General features: G+C 37.1%; 15 protein-coding genes. 13 read left to right on the plus strand and 2 right to left on the minus strand.

The genetic code is table 11. The features are described from left to right. The first annotated feature begins 2 nt into the window (after positions 1 to 2). Entirely contained in the window at positions 3 to 437 is a 435-nt protein-coding gene (gene fabZ / locus I580_RS14340; RefSeq protein WP_010772238.1) for a 3-hydroxyacyl-ACP dehydratase FabZ, read from the plus strand. 60 nt (positions 438 to 497) lie between these two features. Here the strand turns inward: fabZ and I580_RS14345 are convergent, their stop codons facing one another. Next, on the minus strand, positions 498 to 2174 hold the full coding sequence (locus I580_RS14345) for a PucR family transcriptional regulator (RefSeq protein WP_010772239.1): 1677 nt from the start codon (positions 2172 to 2174) through the stop codon (positions 498 to 500). Positions 2175 to 2343: 169 nt separating this feature from the next. Between I580_RS14345 and I580_RS14350 the strand changes: the two genes are divergently transcribed. The 9 genes from I580_RS14350 (at position 2344) to I580_RS14390 (ending at position 16236) form a co-directional block, all read left to right on the plus strand. Continuing rightward, positions 2344 to 3231, plus strand: coding sequence for an oxamate carbamoyltransferase subunit AllH family protein (locus I580_RS14350; RefSeq protein WP_010772240.1), 888 nt, complete (start codon positions 2344 to 2346; stop codon positions 3229 to 3231). Between the two features lie 168 nt (positions 3232 to 3399). Next, the gene (gene fdrA / locus I580_RS14355; protein ID WP_010772241.1) at positions 3400 to 4950 is read left to right on the plus strand and encodes an acyl-CoA synthetase FdrA; all 1551 of its coding nucleotides are present in this window, start codon (positions 3400 to 3402) and stop codon (positions 4948 to 4950) included. Next, a complete protein-coding gene (locus I580_RS14360) occupies positions 4947 to 6371 on the plus strand; it encodes a YlbE family protein (RefSeq protein ID WP_010772242.1) in 1425 nt (474 codons plus the stop codon). Before fdrA ends, I580_RS14360 begins: the two co-directional genes overlap by 4 nt. 19 nt (positions 6372 to 6390) lie before the next feature. Then, positions 6391 to 7533: an ankyrin repeat domain-containing protein gene (locus tag I580_RS14365; RefSeq protein WP_010772243.1), complete on the plus strand. Its 1143-nt coding sequence runs from the start codon at positions 6391 to 6393 to the stop codon at positions 7531 to 7533. 24 nt (positions 7534 to 7557) lie between these two features. Next, positions 7558 to 9000, plus strand: coding sequence for a cytosine permease (locus tag I580_RS14370; RefSeq protein ID WP_010772244.1), 1443 nt, complete (start codon positions 7558 to 7560; stop codon positions 8998 to 9000). Then, positions 8997 to 9473: a nucleoside deaminase gene (locus I580_RS14375; RefSeq protein ID WP_010772245.1), complete on the plus strand. Its 477-nt coding sequence runs from the start codon at positions 8997 to 8999 to the stop codon at positions 9471 to 9473. Before I580_RS14370 ends, I580_RS14375 begins: the two co-directional genes overlap by 4 nt. A 282-nt stretch (positions 9474 to 9755) precedes the next feature. Then, positions 9756 to 13961 (plus strand): MSCRAMM family protein, encoded by a 4206-nt coding sequence (locus I580_RS16550; protein WP_010772246.1) that lies wholly within the window; start codon positions 9756 to 9758, stop codon positions 13959 to 13961. Between the two features lie 403 nt (positions 13962 to 14364). Then, positions 14365 to 14928: an elongation factor P gene (gene efp, locus I580_RS14385; protein ID WP_010772247.1), complete on the plus strand. Its 564-nt coding sequence runs from the start codon at positions 14365 to 14367 to the stop codon at positions 14926 to 14928. Between the two features lie 144 nt (positions 14929 to 15072). Then, entirely contained in the window at positions 15073 to 16236 is a 1164-nt protein-coding gene (locus tag I580_RS14390; protein WP_010772248.1) for a cation:proton antiporter, read from the plus strand. Positions 16237 to 16292: 56 nt separating this feature from the next. On the opposite strand, the gene I580_RS14395 is transcribed toward I580_RS14390, so the two are convergent. After that, entirely contained in the window at positions 16293 to 17762 is a 1470-nt protein-coding gene (locus I580_RS14395) for a peptide MFS transporter (protein ID WP_010772249.1), read from the minus strand. A 188-nt stretch (positions 17763 to 17950) separates the two neighbouring features. On the opposite strand from I580_RS14395, the gene I580_RS14400 reads away from it, so the two are divergent. From I580_RS14400 to I580_RS14410, 3 genes are all read left to right on the plus strand, one after another. Beyond that, complete coding sequence (locus tag I580_RS14400) at positions 17951 to 18346, plus strand: YbgA family protein (RefSeq protein ID WP_010772250.1); 396 nt, start codon at positions 17951 to 17953, stop codon at positions 18344 to 18346. Positions 18347 to 18543: 197 nt separating this feature from the next. Continuing rightward, positions 18544 to 19380, plus strand: a complete 837-nt coding sequence (locus I580_RS14405) for an ABC transporter permease (RefSeq protein ID WP_010772251.1) — start codon at positions 18544 to 18546, stop codon at positions 19378 to 19380. Beyond that, a complete protein-coding gene (locus I580_RS14410) occupies positions 19373 to 20152 on the plus strand; it encodes an ABC transporter permease (protein WP_010772252.1) in 780 nt (259 codons plus the stop codon). The genes I580_RS14405 and I580_RS14410 overlap by 8 nt, the downstream gene beginning before the upstream one ends. Positions 20153 to 20169: the final 17 nt, after the last annotated feature.

Raw genomic sequence — 20169 nt, forward strand, 5'->3', positions numbered from 1 at the left:
CAATGACAAGATTAATGAATGCTACAGAAATTATGGAAATGATTCCAAACCGTTATCCAATTTGTTTTATCGATTATGTGGACGAAATTATTCCAGAGAAAAAAATCATTGCGACAAAAAACGTAACGATCAATGAAGAGTTCTTCCAAGGACACTTCCCTGGAAACCCAACAATGCCTGGTGTTCTGATCATTGAAGCATTAGCACAAGTTGGATCGATCTTGATTTTAAAAATGGAACAATTCCAAGGTGAAACAGCCTATATTGGTGGGATCAATAAAGCTAAATTCCGTCAAAAAGTGGTACCAGGAGATGTCTTGAAACTACATTTTGAAATCGTAAAAATTAGAGATTATGTTGGAATCGGAAAAGCTACAGCTTTTGTTGAAGATAAAAAAGTTTGTGAATGTGAATTGACGTTTATTGTAGGTAGATAACTAAGTGAATAGGTAAAAAAGCCGAAAAAGTTTTTTGCGATTTCGGCTTTTTTGTCTATTTTAGTGATGTAATTCATATAATTTTAATGCCATTTGCAGCGCAAAGGTATTTTTTTCCTGTTCTAAATCAACAGGAAGTAGTCCTTTGATTTTTTCGATTCGATAAAGTAAAGTATTTCGATGGATAAACAAGGCTCTTGAAGTCATTGCGATATTCAAATGATGAGCTAAATATGCTTTTAGTGTTGGTGTGAAACTTGTGTTATTCTTCTGATCATAGGCCAGCAATGTATTTAAATAGTGCGTATAGAATTTTTTTCCTTGTTCATTTGAAATAGAATCGACTAAAAAAGAATCAAAATAAAAGTCATTAAAAAAATAAATTTTCTCTTCTTTCGAGTCATCCTCAAGCAATTGGATGACTTTTTTTGCTTCTTCAAAACTTTGAGACAACTCAAGAATTGGTAAAGTTGAACCAATTGTACAGAAGATTTCTCTTTCAGAATGCCCGTGTTGTTCCAAATACATACGAATTCGTTCAGCAGTATCGGAAACTTCATTATGCGTTTTTAGGGTACTTAATTTTGGCTCAGTACCTAACAACATCACTAACTGATTTTTGCGGCTAAACAAGTGGAGCTGTGGGAAACGGGTAGCTGTATAAGTTGTTAACGATGATAGTAAGTTTTTCATCAAACGATCTTCAGATTGTTTCCTTTTCATCAAAGAATCCGATTTGTGACTAAGTGTCTGGATTGATAAGATCAAAACCGTATAGTTTAAGCTTGGATCGATCGTTGTATCATAAGCAGCCAAAGCATCTAAATCTTTGATTTGCCCAGATAATAATTGGTCGAAAAAATCACGTCGTATGCGATTTTCTGTCCGTTCGATTTCCAAAAGTCGCATTTGCTCCAATGCGATTGCCATTGAACCGTTTTCTAACGCAACATAATCAAGGTCGGTCAAGGGTCGCTCTATTTGGTACACGAGAATGAAGCCGTAGTGGATTGTGTCAAAGTAAACAGGCATGATCACACAAGGATATTCTTGTTCATCAAATAGGATACCTCGAGTGATTGGCTTTTGAATTCGTTCAAAATCTTTTGGTAAATCAGTAAAAATTTGAACTGGGAAGGTAAGTGTATCACCTGTTTTTTTGAGAGATTCTTGGATCAGCGGTTGTTCATGATCACTGACAGCTAATACGGACCAGTCCGTATCGACTAATATAACAGGATTGTTGACCATCTCTGCTAAGCCTAAGGCAATTTTTTTCAGACCGCCACCGTGGAGCGAGATTTCAAAAAATTGTGAATGGATATCTAAAGAAGCCTGATTCAGTTCGTTCATCCGTCCAGAAATTTCTGCCATGACAATATTCATGATTTTTGAAAATGCGATCCCATAAGGAATTTCTATGATAGGAAGAGCAAGTTCATCGGCTAAATTCCGCATAGATTCAGGAATACCTTTTAAGTAAATATGTGGTTTGATACAAATTGCGGAACAATTGATTTCTTTAAACCGTTGAATAAAGCGTTTTTGGATGGTGGCATTTTCACTAAAAAAATACCCAGAAGTAATCAGCAATTCACCGGCTGACAACCAGTCTGAAGCGTCAGGATTATCTAAAATATTTACACCAGTAATTTTGTTTTCAAGTCCTTTTGAACCAGCGACGAGGCGGAATGACTTGAAAGGAGCAAGTTGTAGGAAGTTTTTGACTGTTAACATGATACACCATCTTTCTAGCTCATGATCTTGTTTTATTAACTATACGATAATTGGTTAAAGTGTACAACTAGAAAAGAAAATATTCGGCTACTCTATCTGTATATGAAAAGGCTTTCTTGGTGTAAATTAAGTAGTGTAAAGAAGATAAACCATCAAGGAAGTGAAGGAGATGCGTACGTATCAATCCCTGTCAGGATCTCAGAATTTCATCTCTGATATTCAAACTCAATCATTGAAAGGAGAAGTTCACAGTACATTTAATCGAACAATAAATATAATTTGTGATTCTGGAGAACTGTACACAATAGCAGCAGAGGAATTGGACAATGCGCCCAATACCTTAAGAGTAACTAACTTTTTTAACAATCGACCTCAACTGATTATAAAAACACCTGTTTATTCTCAAAATGGACGATTAATGATTGGAGAAATAGCCGCTATAGAGATTCAAGGAGCAAGTGAATGGCACTATCCAGAAATTGAATTTCCGAAGAAACAGGAGTATTCAAAAATTAGCAAACGTGTAGACCAATTGCAAGGTTGGCTGATTCCATTAGAAAGTACAGGTGGTTATCTATTAAACAAGAAACAAGCGACAACATACGAAAAAATGCTCCATACAATGCTTTGGCAAGAATCGGAACAATTGTTAGCGTATTTGAAGGAGAAGCAATTATTTCAAGCGATGAAACAGTTAAAGCGGGTGATTGGGTTAGGCCCTGGATTAACACCATCAGGCGATGATTTTTTAGTTGGACTAGCACTTATTTTTACAACGGTTCATTATCCATATCATTCATTAAAACAATGGTTGTTCAATAGTCGAAACGAGTTGAGAAAACGAACAAATATTATCAGTTTTTCAGCATTAGATTGGGCGATCAAAGGCGTAGCTAGAGAGCGTATTGGTTCGTTCTTAAAGGAGTTGTTTTATGGAGAAAGTGAAGTTGTTTTGAAAAGGAAAATGTTAGCAGTGTTAGCAATTGGATCAACATCTGGCGGTGATATGCTGACAGGTATGTTGGAAGGAATAAAATTAACATTGAGCTTGGATTGAACGAAGATCAAAGCGAAACAAGTCAATGTGCTTTTGAATTATCTAGCTGTATGGGCTGGCTCTTTTGAAAAAAGATAAAAATGGAGTGAGACAAAAAGCGTCTCAATCAATTTTTCAATCGGTGCTAAAAGAGGCTCGATCAGCTTTTAAATTAAGGAGGAACCCCCAATGACAATTAGCATCAAAATTCAACCTAATACTTATATTGATTCTGTCTCTCTAATGGCTTTATCAACAAAAGCCAATCAATTAGCTGGAGTCGATCAAGCGATCATTGCAATGGCAACAGAAATGAATAAAGAAGTGATGAAAAATGTTGGCTTATACACAGATGAAATTGCCCAAGCCCAAACGAGTGATTTAATTATCGCTTTAGATGCCAAAGAAGAGCATGATTCAGTTGAATTGATCAAAAAAATTGAAACGTTGATGACGGAGAAAAAAGAAAAGGTGTCTAGTCAAACAAGTGAAAGCTTTACCACGATCGAAACGGCGAAAAAGGCTATTCCTGAAGCGAATTTAGCAGTAATTTCTGTCAATGGTCAATATGCCGCCCGCGAAGCAAGAAAAGCATTGAATAGTGAGTTACATGTGATGATGTTTAGTGACAATGTGAGTGTAGAAGAAGAAATTGAATTGAAAGAACTAGCGCATGAAAAAGGGTTGCTAATGATGGGACCAGATTGTGGAACGGCGATCATTAACAATGTAGGATTATGTTTTGCAAATAATGTTCGAAAAGGTAGCGTAGGTATTGTTGGCGCTTCTGGCACTGGAAGTCAAGAAATCAGTGTCCGAATTCACGAGTTTGGTGAAGGAGTTTCTCAGTTGATTGGAACAGGTGGGCGAGATTTAAGTGAAGCAGTGGGTGGGAAAATGATGTTGGATGCGATCGATGCTTTAGAGTCAGACGAAGAGACCAAAGTGATCGTGTTGATTTCTAAACCACCAGCAAAAGTGGTAGAAGAAAAAATTATTGCTAGAGTCAGAAAAGCTGATAAGCCGGTTGTTATTTGGTTTATTGGGAGCGAGGCGAGAGAAAATGAAGAAGGCATTTACTTTGAAAAAATGTCTAAATCCGCCGCCTTGCGAGCTGTAACTTTAGCTGGGATCGATCAAAATAGTTTAGACGTTCATCCGTTAAATCTACCTTTGATCGATGAAGTTCGGGCAAAATTAAATCCAGAACAAAAATACATTCGTGGATTATTCACAGGGGGAACATTGTGCGATGAAGCAATGTTTACTGCGAAAGAACGTTTTTCTGATGTGTATAGCAATATCGCAACGGATCAAGAGCACCTTTTACATTTTGGTGATGCGAGTAAAGCACATACTTTTATTGATTTTGGGGCAGATGAATTTACCAATGGAAAACCACATCCAATGATTGATCCGTCTAATCGAATCGCTCGTTTTATAGAAGAAGCTGAAGATTCAACCGTCGGCGTGATTCTAATGGATTTTGTACTAGGGTATGGTGCACATCCAGATCCAGTTGGCGTAATGGTGCCAGCGATGAAAGCAGCAAAGGAAAAAGCCGCTTCACAGGGGCGCCATTTAGAAATCATCGGGTATGTCTTAGGAACGGATTTAGATAAACAAAACATTGATGAACAAGTCGAAAAATTGACATCGATTGGTGCAACATATGCTAGTAGTAGTCAAAATGCTGGTTTATTGGCTAGAGAATTTGTTGTGAAAGGAGTAGAACAATGAGCAAAATCGTAGAATTATTTCAAGAAAAACCTGTAATTATCGATCTTGGAATCGAATCATTTCAAGAAGAGTTGACTGAACAACATGTCCAAGCGACTTATTTAAATTGGGCACCACCGGGACGAGGCAAAGCAAGTATTTTAGCTGCCTTAGAAAAAATCGAAACACCTGAAAATTTAGAGAAAATTAAACAAGCGAATGAGGAGGCTGTTCACCGAATCATTTCTTCGCAAATTTCATTGATCGGCTATGATCAAGCAATCAATGTTGTACCAGGCATGACTAAAAATACGATTTTACATGCCGGACCACCGATCACTTGGGATAGAATGAATGGTCCGATGAGAGGGGCTGTCAAAGGAGCCTTAGTTTTTGAAGGCTTAGCTAAAGATTTAGATGACGCCGAAAATGTTGCGGCTTCTGGCGAAATCAACTTCTCACCATGCCACGAACATCAAAGTGTCGGTTCGATGGCAGGAGTAACGTCTGCATCTATGTTTGTCCATATCGTGGAAAATAAGACTTATGGCAACTTAGCGTTTACGAATCTAAGTGAGCAGATGTCTAAAATTTTGCGAATGGGTGCCAATGATGAGAGCGTCATCGAACGATTGATTTGGATGAGAGATGTTTTTGGTCCGATTTTAAGAGATGCGATGAAATTATGTACAGAAGGGATCGATTTGAAACATATGTTGGCTCAGGCATTGCATATGGGAGATGAATGTCATAACCGTAATAACGCAGGGACGACATTACTGATTCAAGCACTGACACCTTACATTATTCAAACAGATCATTCCATCGAAGAGATGAAAGAAGTCTTTGATTTTGTTGCCAGCAGTGATTATTTCTCAGGACCGACTTGGATGGCAATGTGTAAAGCAGCTTTGGATTCAGCAGTGGGTATTCCATACAGTACAGTTGTAACGACTATGGCTCGAAACGGAACGGAATTTGGTATCCATATTAGTGGAATTGAAGGGAATCCATGGTTCGTCGGCCCATCTCAAAAAGTTGTTGGGCCAATGTTTGCAGGATATAAACCAGAAGATGCAGGTCTTGATATTGGCGATAGTGCAATTACAGAGACATATGGAATCGGTGGTTTTGCAATGGCCGCAGCTCCTGCAATCGTAGCCTTGGTCGGCGGCACAATCGAAGATGCTCTACGTTTTTCTACGGAAATGCAAGAAATCACAACAGCAGAAAATCCAAATATCACGATTCCGACATTAGATTTCATGGGCATTCCATCAGGGATCGACAGCTTAAAAGTCATCCAAACCAACACATTACCGATCATCAATACGGCAATCGCTCATAAAGAAGCTGGAATCGGTATGATTGGAGCTGGAATCACTCATCCGCCGATGGAAGCTTTTGAAAAAGCAATCATTGCTTTTAGTGAACAACTATAAAAAAGAAAGGAGAACGATCATGGATACAGTAAAAGCAACGAAGTCACTGCTAAAAGCAGTAGAACTTGAGCAAAAGGAACAAGTTTTACAGTTATTAAATGAAGGTTGTGACCTTTCGTTAACAGATGAAGCTGGACGATCTCCGTTGATGTTAGCAGTCCAAAGGAATAATTTGATACTAGTTAAAGAGCTGCTAGCATTTGGGGCGGATGTGAACCAGCGTGATAATACACAACTTACTCCTTTCATCTGTGCTGCAGCGAATGGATTTGACGAAATAGTCAGCGAAATACTTCAATCCGGACGCGCCGATTTAGCTTCTGTCAATCGCTTTGGCGGCACAGCCTTGCTTCCATCAAGTGAAAAAGGCTATTTAAGAACGGTTCAATTGTGTTTGGCTGCAGGAGTACCAGTTAATCACGTCAATCGTTTAGGTTGGTCAGCGTTGTTAGAAGCAGTAATTTTAGGCGACGGTGGTTTCTTATACCAAGATGTGATTCGTGAACTCGTTCAGCATCAAGCAGATACCAACCAAGTTGATGATACTGGTAAAAATGCTCTTGATTATGCGAAAGCAACAGCTAATGAAGTCCTGATTACGATTGTGGAGAAACAAGAAGTTGAAGAGGTGGCTTTTCACGCAATACGAACCTTTTTGAGAAAAGGAGAAGTAGAACAGGCGCTTAAGGTGTTAAAAACACAAGATCCAACTGATTTAGAAGTTCTCTATTATCTTGGCTATAGCTATCAACGCTTAAAGGATTATCCAACAGCGATTTCTTATTATAAAAAAGGCTGGGAAAAAAGTGAACAATTTGCTTTCTATGTCGGAAATAGTTATCGTATGATAGGAGACATTGAACACGCGTTACAAACCTACGATCAAGCAATAAAAACAGATAGAAGCTTCTTTTACCGCTACCATAAATCAAATTTTTTAAGAGAATTAGGTCGTCATGAAGAAGCTGTCAAAATGATGGATAACTTGTTGGAAGACTACCCTGAACGAGTTGATTTCTATTTTCATAAAGCCAATAGTCTTCGCAGTTTGAATCGGCATCAAGAAGCTATCACTGCGATGGAATGTGCAATTCAACTCAATCCAGAAAATCCATTATTTTCAGAACACCTTGCACAATCACTTCAGTTAGTAAAAAACTAAAGAAATGTATTGGAGGAAAATACAATGGAATCAGTAGAAAAACAAGCCATCACGACGGAACCGACCTATTCAGCGGAATTACTGCCAAAAACAGGGGCAGATAAAAATTGGGGTATCTTCAACTATGTGACTTTATGGATGGGTGCGGTGCATAATATTCTTTCTTATATGACTGTAGCAGGCTTTTTCTTACTAGGTTTAAATACGAAACAAGTGTTAGCGGCCGTAATGTTGTCTGCTGTGATCGTCTCGATTTTCTATGTATTAAATGGCATTGCATCTGCTAAATACGGATTGCCATTTCCGATGTTGCTGCGTTCGGTGTTTGGTGTAAAAGGAGCGATCATTCCCTCATTATGTCGTGGGTTGATCGCAGGTGTTGTTTTCTTTGGGACACAAAGTGTTGTAAGTGCTCAATCGTTAGATGTTTTGTTTAGTCGAATCTTTCCGAATTATATGACTATTGGCGGAGGAATGACGATTCTTGGAATGCCAGCACCAACGATGTTGAGCTATTTGATTGTTTGGTGTGTAACGGTCGTGTTGTTCTTAGGCGGAACGAAAGTCTTAGATAAATTTGGGAACTGGTCTTCACCGATTGTTTACGTGTTTATCATTGGAGCTGCTGTTTGGACGATTCAAATTGCTGGCGGTTTTGGTCCGATCTTAGCGTATTCACCTGCAAATGCGACAACCAGTCCGATTGTTTTTATTGCGTGTGTAAGTGCCTTGGTTTCAAATTGGGCAGGTCCAATCGTGAATATCGGTGACTTTACGCAAAAGGCTAAGACACCGAGAGACATGATCATTGGCTTGCCATTAGGTTTCATTTTCTCTTATATCTTGTTTGCAATCACTTGTGTTGGCTTGATTGCAGGAACACAAATTGCTTTTGGTGAACCGATTTTCAATATTGTGAATGCCTTTGATAAAATCGATAACACGTTTGCGGTCTTTGTTTTGATATTAGCTTTGAATATGGGGGCTTTAGCATTTGTTGTATTTGGCAATTTATTCCCAGCTGGGTTGCAAATGTCATCATTATTTCCTAAATTTTTAGATGTGAAAAAAGCAGGAGTCTTAACGGCGATTATTGGTACGATGATTCTACCATGGAAATTAGTGGAAAATGCGTCCACATTATTTTATTTCTACAGTTTCATCGGTTCAATGTTTGGTCCAATTGCTGGGATCATGTTAGCTAGTTTTTATATTGAACATAAGCAAATAATTAATTTAGAGAATATCTATGTTGAAAATGGCGACTTAGGTGAATTTAAATCAGGCTACAACAAAAAAGCGATGATTACCTTAGCGACTAGTTTTGTGATCACGATGTCTGGCGCATTTTTACAGTCAGTTCCATTGTTGAAAACAATCAATGACTTTGCGTTCTTTTCAGGATTGATTTTTTCGTTTGTAGTATATAGTGTTCTAAGTAAAGTAATGAAGGAGGAAAAATCATGAATTATATGAAAATGGCGGCGGATGCTACTGTTGCTGGGATGGAAAAGAATTTTGGCGGACCGTTCGGTGCAACTTTAGTTAGAAATGGCGAAGTGATTGTTTCCGTCAGTAATACAATGATGAGAGACACGGATCCGTCAGCGCACGCAGAAATGGTTGCAGTACGCGAAGCGTGTAAAAAATTAGATACGATGGATTTATCTGATTGCGAAATTTATGCAACGTGTGAACCTTGTCCGATGTGTGTGGGCGCTATTTTATGGGCTGGGATCAAAACAGTTTATTATTCCAATACGAGAGAAGATGCTGCAAAACATGGTTTTTCAGATATGCATTTGCGTAACTATTTAGATGGCACAGATCACTCGACGTTAAAGATGATCCATACAGAAGGATGCCCAGAGTGTGATGCTTTGTGGCAAACATTTGATGAACTTCACTCAAATGTCAGGGAGAAAGTGGATGGGAAATAAAACATAGTGTAGTGTTGGGAGAAAATGAGAAGACTGCAATAACGCAACCAGAAATCATTGTAGTGAAAATAAACAGAGCAAGTAAAAAAGTCAATTCCACAAATTGTGGAGTTGGCTTTTTTATAATCAATAGGTCTCAAAAAAATGGAGTCCAAAGTAATGTTTGAATTATCTAACGAAAATATATACAAAACATACAAGAAGGAAGTTGATAAAGATATTTTTATGATATAATATATTTATAACTTAAAGAGAAAGGAATTTTATATGAAGAGGAAAATAATGAGGTTTTTTGTTTTGTTACTTGTAATAATTCAAGTAATAGATGTTGTTGGTATGTTTAGACAGGTTGCAGTTGTTTATGCACAAGATGAAGTAGTGCAAACAGTGACGAATGAAGAAGAAAAGAATGAAACAGATAAGACACAAGAGTCAAGTGTTGGAATACCTGGAGTAGAGCCAACTACAGATGAAATAAGTCAAGCAGATTTAGTAGAGAAAAAAGGTGAAAGTGAAGAACAAGAAGTACCAGTTGGAAAAGAGGACAAACTTGAGAATAGGAGCTATGGACTTGTAACGGATTGTTACCCGGAATTAGTGAATGCAGACGAAACACCGAAATTAGATTATTTGACTGGAGAAGAGATTATTCTCTATTCAAAATTAGGAATTTCAGGAAGTTATTTTCCATCGAAACAAGTTAAATTTAGAATCGTGTTAGCTAAAAAACATTTTGAATTTTTCGGTGAAGTCTCAGATGCGGTAACATTTCCTGTTGCTAAAGAGCTTTCACAAGACGATGAAAATATTTATTTGGATATTACGTTAGAAAATATTCATGCAGGAATGGATCTAGCTATTCCTTTTAGAGTGAAATTTCGTTCCAGAGAGTTATATTATGGAACGAAGGTACCAATCACCCAAATTCTTTATGATGAAACTGGGGAGGAATTAGCAAAGGATTCCCTTGAATTAGAAGCAATTACTTTAAATAGAACGATTACTTTTGGCTATTCAGCTACGCCATTTCCAGTATCTTCTGAGTATGTTGATGATACTGGTTTGATAAGCTCTGATTTTATCGATGAGGTATCGTTTTACGTTCGCGAAAGAGGAAACTTAGGACAAAATCTAGGTGAGTCTCTAGTTGAAATTACGTTGCAAAAGAACATGATTTTCAAAGCTGAAGACAATGAATCAGAATGGACCTATAATGCTGAAAAACATTCGATTAGTAGGAAATTAGCTGCATCGTATAGTGCATATGCATCATTTAAAGTAAGATATCAAAACGTTTATGTAGATACATCGGATTATCCTGTTGAGTTTAAGGCTACGGTCAATGTACTGAATGAAAATGGCAAGATTGAACCAAAACTCTCTGAGGAAAATTCAGTCAAACGAAAAAAATTTATAGCTGTTAGTGCCGGTATCATAAGTAGTAAAGTGATGTATTGGTCAGATAGTAAGGATAGATATTATACAAGTGAAAATAAAGAGAAAGAATTTAAAACAATAATCACTGCTAGTCACAACGGGAAAAAAGGCAGTACCTTTCTGAAAAAAATAGAAGATGAGCCTACTCTAATAGAAGAGAATGTACCTTTTGTTCTAACTTCAATTTGGTTAAATAAATCAGAAGATATCAAGGGGGCTGAACGAAATACGGTGTATGGTATAACGGCTTCAGGAGAGAAAGTCAAGATAACAGAAAATTTGGGAAGTGAAATCTTTACTTTCGAACAAGAACAAGCATTTGTTTCATTTTACATTGAATTTGAGACTGCAGTAGAACTAAAAAAATCATCAGATAATGTACAATTGATATATAATGCCAAAAGAAGTCCTGCTTATTGGGAATACTTGAAGGAAAATCTAAAAACGGATCATTATGCGTATAATAAGGCGATCATTCACTATAGTGATTCAGACGGAGTGGACACTACGAATACTAGTTCTCACCAACTTATGACGACAAAACCGATAAATAAGCTAAGACTTGCTTATGTACAACCTAAAACCAATGTTTTTATTGGAGAAAAGTTTCAAGTCGAGTTTTGGAGCTCAATAGAAGATACAACAAGTCCCAAATTAGTTGATCCTAAATTATATTTCATCTTGCCAAGAGGTTTAGAGCTAGCCTCGTTTGATTATGATGGAGACAACATCATGTACACAGAAGAAAAAAACTTTAAAGGTACTGGGAAAACTGCATTGATCATTCAACCCAAAGAAGAATGGAAATTATCTGATTTTACCAGTATATTCAGTTGGAATGCTTTAAAATTGTCTTTGAAGTTTAATAACTCTGCTAAGTATGGCTCTCAGGATATCGAGTCTTATTTAACGTATGAGAACAATGACGATGATGGAATCCAAATGGATTGGTATGGAAATAAGGAATATTATAAAGTGACAGAATCCGATCCGTATCAATTGCTTAGTCCGGATATGGACAAGCAAGGAATGTTAGGGCATTCAAATCCAATCAGATTGATTCCGCCAAGCAGTTTATTTATTGATACTGCTGCATCAGTTGATGAACAACAAGGATTTATTAACGGAAAGACTGAACCAGTCGATCAAGGGGATCATTTTAAACAAAAGATATCTGTTATGAACTATAGCCATCATGATATTACTAAGTTAGTCGGAATTGATGTGTTACCGCATGCTGGAGATTTTAGCACGACAATAGGTGCAGATGGTGAACATCAATTAAGGGGCTCAGATTTAGGGTATCTTTTGGAAGGTCCTGTAACAGGTCCAAAAGAATACACGATTTATTATTCCTATGACAAACCATCAAAATCAATGTCAGAAAATGCTGAATCTGCTACTTGGCTCAAAGGAGAAAAGATTCTTTACAATCAGGTCACGATGATCAAAGTTGTCTTAAACGATGGAGAAGTGTTGGAGAAAAATCAGGAAGCGGCTTTCACGTTTCCAGTCAAGGTACCAATTGATGAAGCAATTGCCAATAATGATAAAATGATCAATACATTTACCGTAACGACAAATGATAAAAGCTGGGTAGAGTCACGAGTATCTGAAATTCCAGTAACAGCTTACGACATTAGAGGTTTGGTCTTCAACGATAGCAATAAAAACAGTCAAAAAGATTCGAACGAGCGATTTTTAGCAGGCTATGAAGTAGAGTTGGCACAAGCAGGTGCTACAGAACCTATGTTAACGACTTTTACAGATAGCAATGGAGCATATGAATTTACAACAGTTCCAGCCAGAGGAGATTATCAAGTCCGCATAAAAACTAAAGAAGGCGATATTATTTCGGAATATCAGCCGAGTACAGAAGACGTGATAGCGACAGATGTAACGGCTGAAGCAGAGTCGAATGACGGATGTGCAATAGCCGCTTTAGCACCAGATACGGCTTCTCACAGAATCAATATGGGGGTTTATTTAGAAAAACCTTTAGGTTCAGTTGAATTAACTAAACTGGACAGTGTAACAAAACAAGTGTTAGCTGGAGCAGAGTTTCGGATTGAGCAAGAAGATGGCAGTATAATTGAAACAGAGCTGGTAACGGATGCAAAAGGTAAAATACTATTAGAAAATTTCCCATTAGGCAATTATCAGTTTGTAGAAACGAAAGCACCGCTAGGTTATGAATTAGATAATACCCCTGTCCCATTTGAATTAACAGATACAACAATCGTAAGAGTCACCAAGGAAAATACACCACTACTTGTTCCGCCAGTTATTGTAGGATCTATTGAACTGACAAAAGTAGACACAGTGACAAAACAAGTATTGGCAAATGCAATTTTCCAACTTGAAAAAGAAGATGGTACAGTCGTACAAAAATATTTAAAAACAAATACGGCAGGGAAATTCGTCGTAGAACATTTACCAGTAGGCAACTATCAGATCATAGAAATTGCGGCACCATCAGGGTATGTATTAGATCAAACACCGATAAAAGTTGAACTGGTGGATGCAACAAGAGTAAAGGTTACAAAAGAAAATCTAGCTATTACCGATTTGCCAACACTAGGATCAGTTGAATTAACGAAAGTTGATCGTATAACGAAGCAAACATTATCAGGAGCTGAATTCTGTTTAGAAAAAGCTGACGGAACGATTCTAAAAACAAAAATGATGACCGATTCAAACGGAAAAATAGCGACAAGTTTACCAGTGGGCAGCTATCGTTTTGTTGAAACAGCGGCACCAACTCACTATGAAATCGATACAACGCCAGTAACATTTGAGATTACAACAGCTCATGAAATTGTTCAGGTCACAAAAGAAAACAGTAAAAAAACTGAATTAAAGACAAATACACAAAACATGAGAGATAAAGAAGTTGGAAATCATACGACAAAAAGAAAATTACCTGCAACAGGTAGCCATGAAGTTATGAGGTTGTTTAATTTTGGTTACGCAATGCTCTTCTTGTTTTTACTATTGTTATTTTCAAAACAAGTCTATAGACGATACAATAATGATTCTCTGAAGTACTGAGGTAATTCAGAGATAACGAATTACGAAAGAGGCTAGGTCAGAAGTGTTTAACCCCGAGAGCCAAGTAGGTACTGTGCAACATCAACTTCAGCTTATTTCCGAAGGGGTTACTTCTGATCCCGCCGTTTATTCGGATTTAGAGCCTGGACAAAACTGATTTTTAGTTTTGTCCCAGGCTCTTTTGGTGATAAAAATCGATTTTTCTGTTACTTCAATAGAAAAAATGAGTCCAAACAGTAGGTATTCTCTAGAATATCGACTTGTAATCTGCTACAATGGGTGAGAAGAATTTTTTTAAGAAGTCTCTCTACTATAGAATCAATGTAATCTAGATATAGAGGCACTACACTAACGTTTCGACCAAGCGTTTCGGTCGGACCTTAAAGAAAGAGGAGAAAACAACATGATAGCAGTAAGCGATCTTAAAGCAGGTATGACTTTTGAACAAGACGGTAAATTAATCCGTGTAATGGATGCTAGTCACCACAAACCTGGTAAAGGAAATACCGTTATGCGTATGAAATTAAAAGATGTTCGTACAGGAACAACAACGGATACTACAATGCGTCCAGATGACAAAGTAAAAAAAGCGTTTATCGAAAATAAACCTGTACAATACCTATACAGCCAAGATGATACAGCCAATTTTATGGATCTAGAAACATATGAGCAATACGAAATCCCAACTTCTGTGATCGAAGAAGAACTAAAATATCTTCTAGAAAATATGGAAGTAAAAATTCAATTTTACGGATCAGAAGTAATCGGAATCACATTGCCAACAACGGTTGTCTTAAAAGTAAAAGAAACACAACCATCAATCAAAGGTGCAACAGTTTCTGGTTCTGGCAAGCCAGCAATCATGGAAACAGGCCTAGTAGTCAATGTTCCTGATTTTATTGAAGCGGATGAATCATTAGAAATCAATACACAAGAAGGTACGTATTTAAAACGTGCTTCAAAATAATTAAAGTGAATGAGCTGGCAGGTAGTAAACGACCTGTCAGTTTTTTTATTATGCTCATAGTATACGAATCTTTTGGTCGCTACTAAAACGAGTTACCGTGGTACAATGAGATATATGTTTTTTATAGTAGAAAGGGAGAGAAAGATGGGGTTTTTATTAACATTATGTCTAGTCTTGCTATTCACCAAACTTGCTGGACATTTTTGTAATCGAGTGGGCATTCCTTCTGTGATTGGAGAATTATTAGTCGGAATCTTAATTGGTCCAGCTATTCTAGGTTGGATCAAACCAGATGATTTTATGCATTATTTTTCTGAAATCGGCGTTATTATTTTAATGTTTATTGCAGGTTTGGAAAGTGATTTGGAGTTGTTGAAAAAATATTGGCGGCCAGCCTTGTCAGTCGCACTTTTGGGGATTATTTTTCCTGCTGCGATGGGGTTTGGTGTGGGGGAAGCTTTTCAGTTTTCCGTACAGAACTCCATTTTTCTAGGGGTGCTTTTTAGTGCAACCTCTGTGAGTATCTCTGTACAAGTATTAAAGGATCTAAAGAAGATAGACAGTGAAGAAGGTGCGACGATCCTAGGGGCAGCGGTTGTGGATGATATCGTGGTGGTTTTGATCTTAGGGGTCATGTTGAGTTTGATGAATCGCTCTACACCAGGTGGAAGTTTGCCGATGTGGGAAGTTTTACTGCTGAAGGTATTCTTCTTTATTGTAATCTTTGCAGCTAGCAAGTGGTTGGTCCCTTGGTTATTGAATTTGAGTAAAAAATTGATCGCGATTGAAGCTGTTTCAGCAGTCTCTTTAGTTATTTGTTTAGGCTTTGCTTATTTTGCAGAAATGCTGGATATGGGTGCGATCATCGGGGCATTTTTTGCAGGTGTAGCAATTGCACAGACAGATTATCGTAAGCGAGTAGATGAAAAATTAGAGACGATCGGGTATACCGTGTTTATTCCGATGTTTTTTGTTTCTATTGGTCTAAACATGACGTTTGCCGGTATGTCAAAGCATTTTTTGTTTATTATTGTTTTAACGATAGTTGCAGTTTTATCGAAATTGTTAGGCGGTGCTTTAGGTGCACGCGTAACGGGTTTCAAAGGTGTTTCTACGATGATCATTGGGTCAGGTATGGTTTCCAGAGGTGAAATGGCTTTGATCATCGCTCAAGTGGGCTTGACTTCAAGTTTCCTTTCAGAGGAATATTATTCTTCTGTGATCATTGTGATTATTGCGACAACGATCATTGCGCCGTTATTGCTAAAAGCAACGATCATGAAACAAGAAAAACAACTTAATTACTAGAATAAAAACAGTTCCCGCCAAAGCCTTATGAAACATGCTTTGACGGAAACTGTTTTTTAGTGGATAGATCCCATTAATTTTTTGATAGGATTTTTAGAAAGAATCAAGATAATACCGGCAATCACAGCTACGAATCCTACAATTCCAAAATACGCCGATTCAGTTTGAGGTGTATAAAAACGAGCGATTTGAGCATTGATTGCTTGTGAAGCAGCGTCAGCCAACAGCCAAATTGCGACAGTTTGCGATTCAAAAGCTTTAGGTGCAAGCTTTGTTGTAATCGACAACCCAACTGGAGAAATACACATCTCCCCTACGATCATAATGAAGAAACTAAAGAACAACCATAACGGACTAACTCTTGTATCAGTGCCATAAAGCAATCCTGACAGCATCAAAAGAACAAAAGACAGACCAGCAAAAACCAATCCCAATGAAAATTTGACCACTGTTGAAGGTTGCTTTTTCCCTAATCTTGTCCATAAAGTCACAAATACGGGAGTTAAAACAACAACAAAAATTGGATTTAACGATTGGAACCAACTAGGTGCAATGGAAAAACCGAATAAGGTATCATTTGTCCGTTCATTCGCAAATAATGCTAAAATTGAAGAACCTTGTTCTTCTAGTGACCAAAAAATGATTCCTGCTAAAAATAATGGAATGTAACCAAGTACTTTTGGTTTTTCTTCAGCGGTCACATTTTTTGAAGTCAACATCTTAATAAAATAATAGACAGGCAACAAAATTCCCAGCACACTAACACTATTAATAAAGAATCCAATCGTTAACTGTTCCAGAATAAAGGCACCGCCAAAAAGAACGATGACAAAAACAAGAGCAAGTAATAAAGAGCGTATGAACTTTTTCCGTTCTTCTGTACCGATTGGATTCGTTGGTTTTAAACCAATACCGTCTAGTGATTTCTTCCCTTGTAAATAATATTGTAACAAGCCGAAAAACATACCGAAAGCAGCTACTGAGAAACCAACATGATAGTTATACGTTTGACCTAATGTTCCAACGACAAACGGTGCCAGTAACGCACCAATATTGATTCCCATATAGAAAATAGAAAAACCAGCATCACGACGTGTGTCTGTTTTTGAATAAAGATGTCCGACCATGCCAGAGACATTAGGTTTTAGCATTCCTGTACCGATCACAATCAGAAGAATGGAGAGGAATAATGCAGCAATTCCAAACGGTGTCGCTAGAACAATGTGACCGACCATGATGAATACGCCGCCGAAGAAAACCGTTTTTCTAGCACCTAACACTCGGTCAGAGATCCAGCCACCAACGATACTGGACATAAAAACAAGCGATCCATAAATCGACATAATTGCCAAAGCTGTTTCTTTTGGTAAACCTAACCCACCATTTGCGACCGTATCATAAATATAATACAGTAAAATTGCCCTCATACCATAGTAACTAAATCTCTCCCACATCTCAGTAAAGAAGAGTGTAGACAATCCTTTGGGCTGTCCCAAAAACGACTTGTCTAACTGCTGATCGTCCATAAATAATAACCTCAATTCTTTTTAATATTCAGAAAATTCATTTAACCTAGTGTTTCTGAAAAAAGTACATAGAGTAATTGTAAACTGTTACTCTTTTAAATATCATAAATTTTCATGGATAAACTATAAGAATAATAGTGTTTTTATTCATTTTATTTTCATATAAAAAAGAGAAAGGAAGGGAAATTTTGAAAATAATAACGCAAAGACAGCAAGAATGGGCTTCGCTCAAGTATTTGGTTTTGTCAAAATCTCAACAAGATTATAGAGCGATAAGAAAGTTATTCGCAGATAATAAGTGGGATGAAGAAAAAGAACAAGTATTTCGAAGTTATCTACAGCATGCATTAACCGAGCCGCAAAAAAAAGGTGATTTGCTAAATGCTTATCAGCATGTTTGGGGGTATTTTAAAAACAAAGCAACAGAGACAGAGCGACAAAAATATGAAGAACTGATTGAAACATTTTCTATAGAGCAGGATGAATTACGCTCTTTTTTAAAAGAACTCACGTTAAAATACCAAGAGCCATATCTACTACAGTCAAAGCTCCTCTTTTCCACAATAGGACAAATAACTAAATAATCAGAAAAAAGTGATTCAAATGGCGAAATTCAATTTTAAGTTCGTTATAAATGTTCGGATTCGCTTTTTTTGTATGTATAAGTGTAATTATTTATCAATACACGAATATTTATTGTTTGAATTGAAAAAAACATATTGAAATCGTCTCGGAAAATGAGTATACTAAATCAGTGGAAAAACGAACGAGGAGTGTGTAGATGAACAAGAATGTTCCGTATTTTATCGTAGCACCTGGAATAATTTTATTATTATTTTTCTTAATGATTCCTTTAGCTACAAGTGTTTTACCAACTATTTTTTCAGATCAAGGGGTGACATTGAGTAACTACCTCGATTTTTTTAAAGACGAATATAATCTATCGATCTTTTGGCGCACAATTAAGGTTTCGCTGATTGTTACGCTCATTTCAATTTTATTAGGGATCCCAACGGCTTACTACATTGCGGGAGTCAGTAAAAAATGGCGTGGGGTTTTAATGGCAATGACCTTATTTCCGCTACTGACTAATTCAGTTATTCGAAGTTTTGCATGGATCAATATTTTAGGGAAAACAGGTGTAATCAATACGTTGTTGATGAAAACAGGTTTGATTGCTCAGCCACTAAATTTACTCTATACAGAATTTGCTATTATTATAGGCTCTGTTTATCTTTTTTTACCGACTATGATTATGACGCTTGTAGGCGTTATGGAAAATATCGAAGGAGAAATGCTGGAAGCCGCAGAAACGTTAGGTGCAAGTCCGTTCACAGCTTTTCGGAAAATTGTTTTGCCACTTTCTGTTCCTGGAACGATTGTTGGAAGTATTTTGGTTTTTACTGGAACACTGACCGCCTATACAACACCTCAATTGTTAGGTGGAAATCAGAAAATGATGATGTCGACCTTTTTATATCAAAAAGCCAACACATTAGGAGATTGGAAAGCTGCGAGTGTTTTAGCTTTGATCATGATCGTTGTAACATTGATCGTTATGAAGGGCTTAGATATAGTAGCTAAAAAAGTTGATAGGAGAGAAGCAAACAATGCGTAAACAAAAAGGGATGACGCTGATTGCGATCCTAGTATTCTTATTTTTATTCTTACCACTTTGCTTGATTGTTGTTACATCCTTTGGGACAGCTGCAGCGATCCAGTTTCCAATCAAAGGATTTACACTAGATTGGTATACAAAAGCGTTACAGTCAGATACGTTTATGAGCAGTTTTAAATTAAGTTTAATTATCGGTGTTTTAGCAACTGTTTTAGCTTTGGTTGTTGGGATTCCAGCATCTTATGCATTGGCACGGTATTCAGTAAAAGGCAGAAACTTTATTAAAAGCTTCTTCTTATCCCCAACTGTGATTCCAGGAATCGTTGTGGGCTATACATTATTTCAATACATTGTTATCAAATTAGGCTTGCCGATTTTTCAAGGATTATTGATAGGACATTTTTTAATCAGTTTACCGTATATTATTCGAGTAGTTGGCTCAAGTATGGAACAGTTGGATTATTCGATGGAAGAAGTTGCTTGGACTTTAGGTTGTACGAAAACGAGAGCCTTTATTCAAATAGTTTTACCCAACGTCTCTTCAGGGATATTTGCAGCCTTTATGTTGGCTTTTGTTAATTCTTTTAACAATGTTCCAGTGTCAATTTTTTTATCAGGACCAGGAGTGACCATGTTACCGACATCTTTACTTAGTTATATGGAATACAATTATGATCCAACGGTTTCGGCTATTTCCGTAATGTTGATGTTATTGACGATGGGATTAATGTTTTTGATCGAAAAAACACTAGGATTAGCTTCGATTGCGTAACTAAAAGGACGAGCAAT

This window comes from Enterococcus caccae ATCC BAA-1240, assembly GCF_000407145.1.
Taxonomy (GTDB): domain Bacteria; phylum Bacillota; class Bacilli; order Lactobacillales; family Enterococcaceae; genus Enterococcus_L; species Enterococcus_L caccae.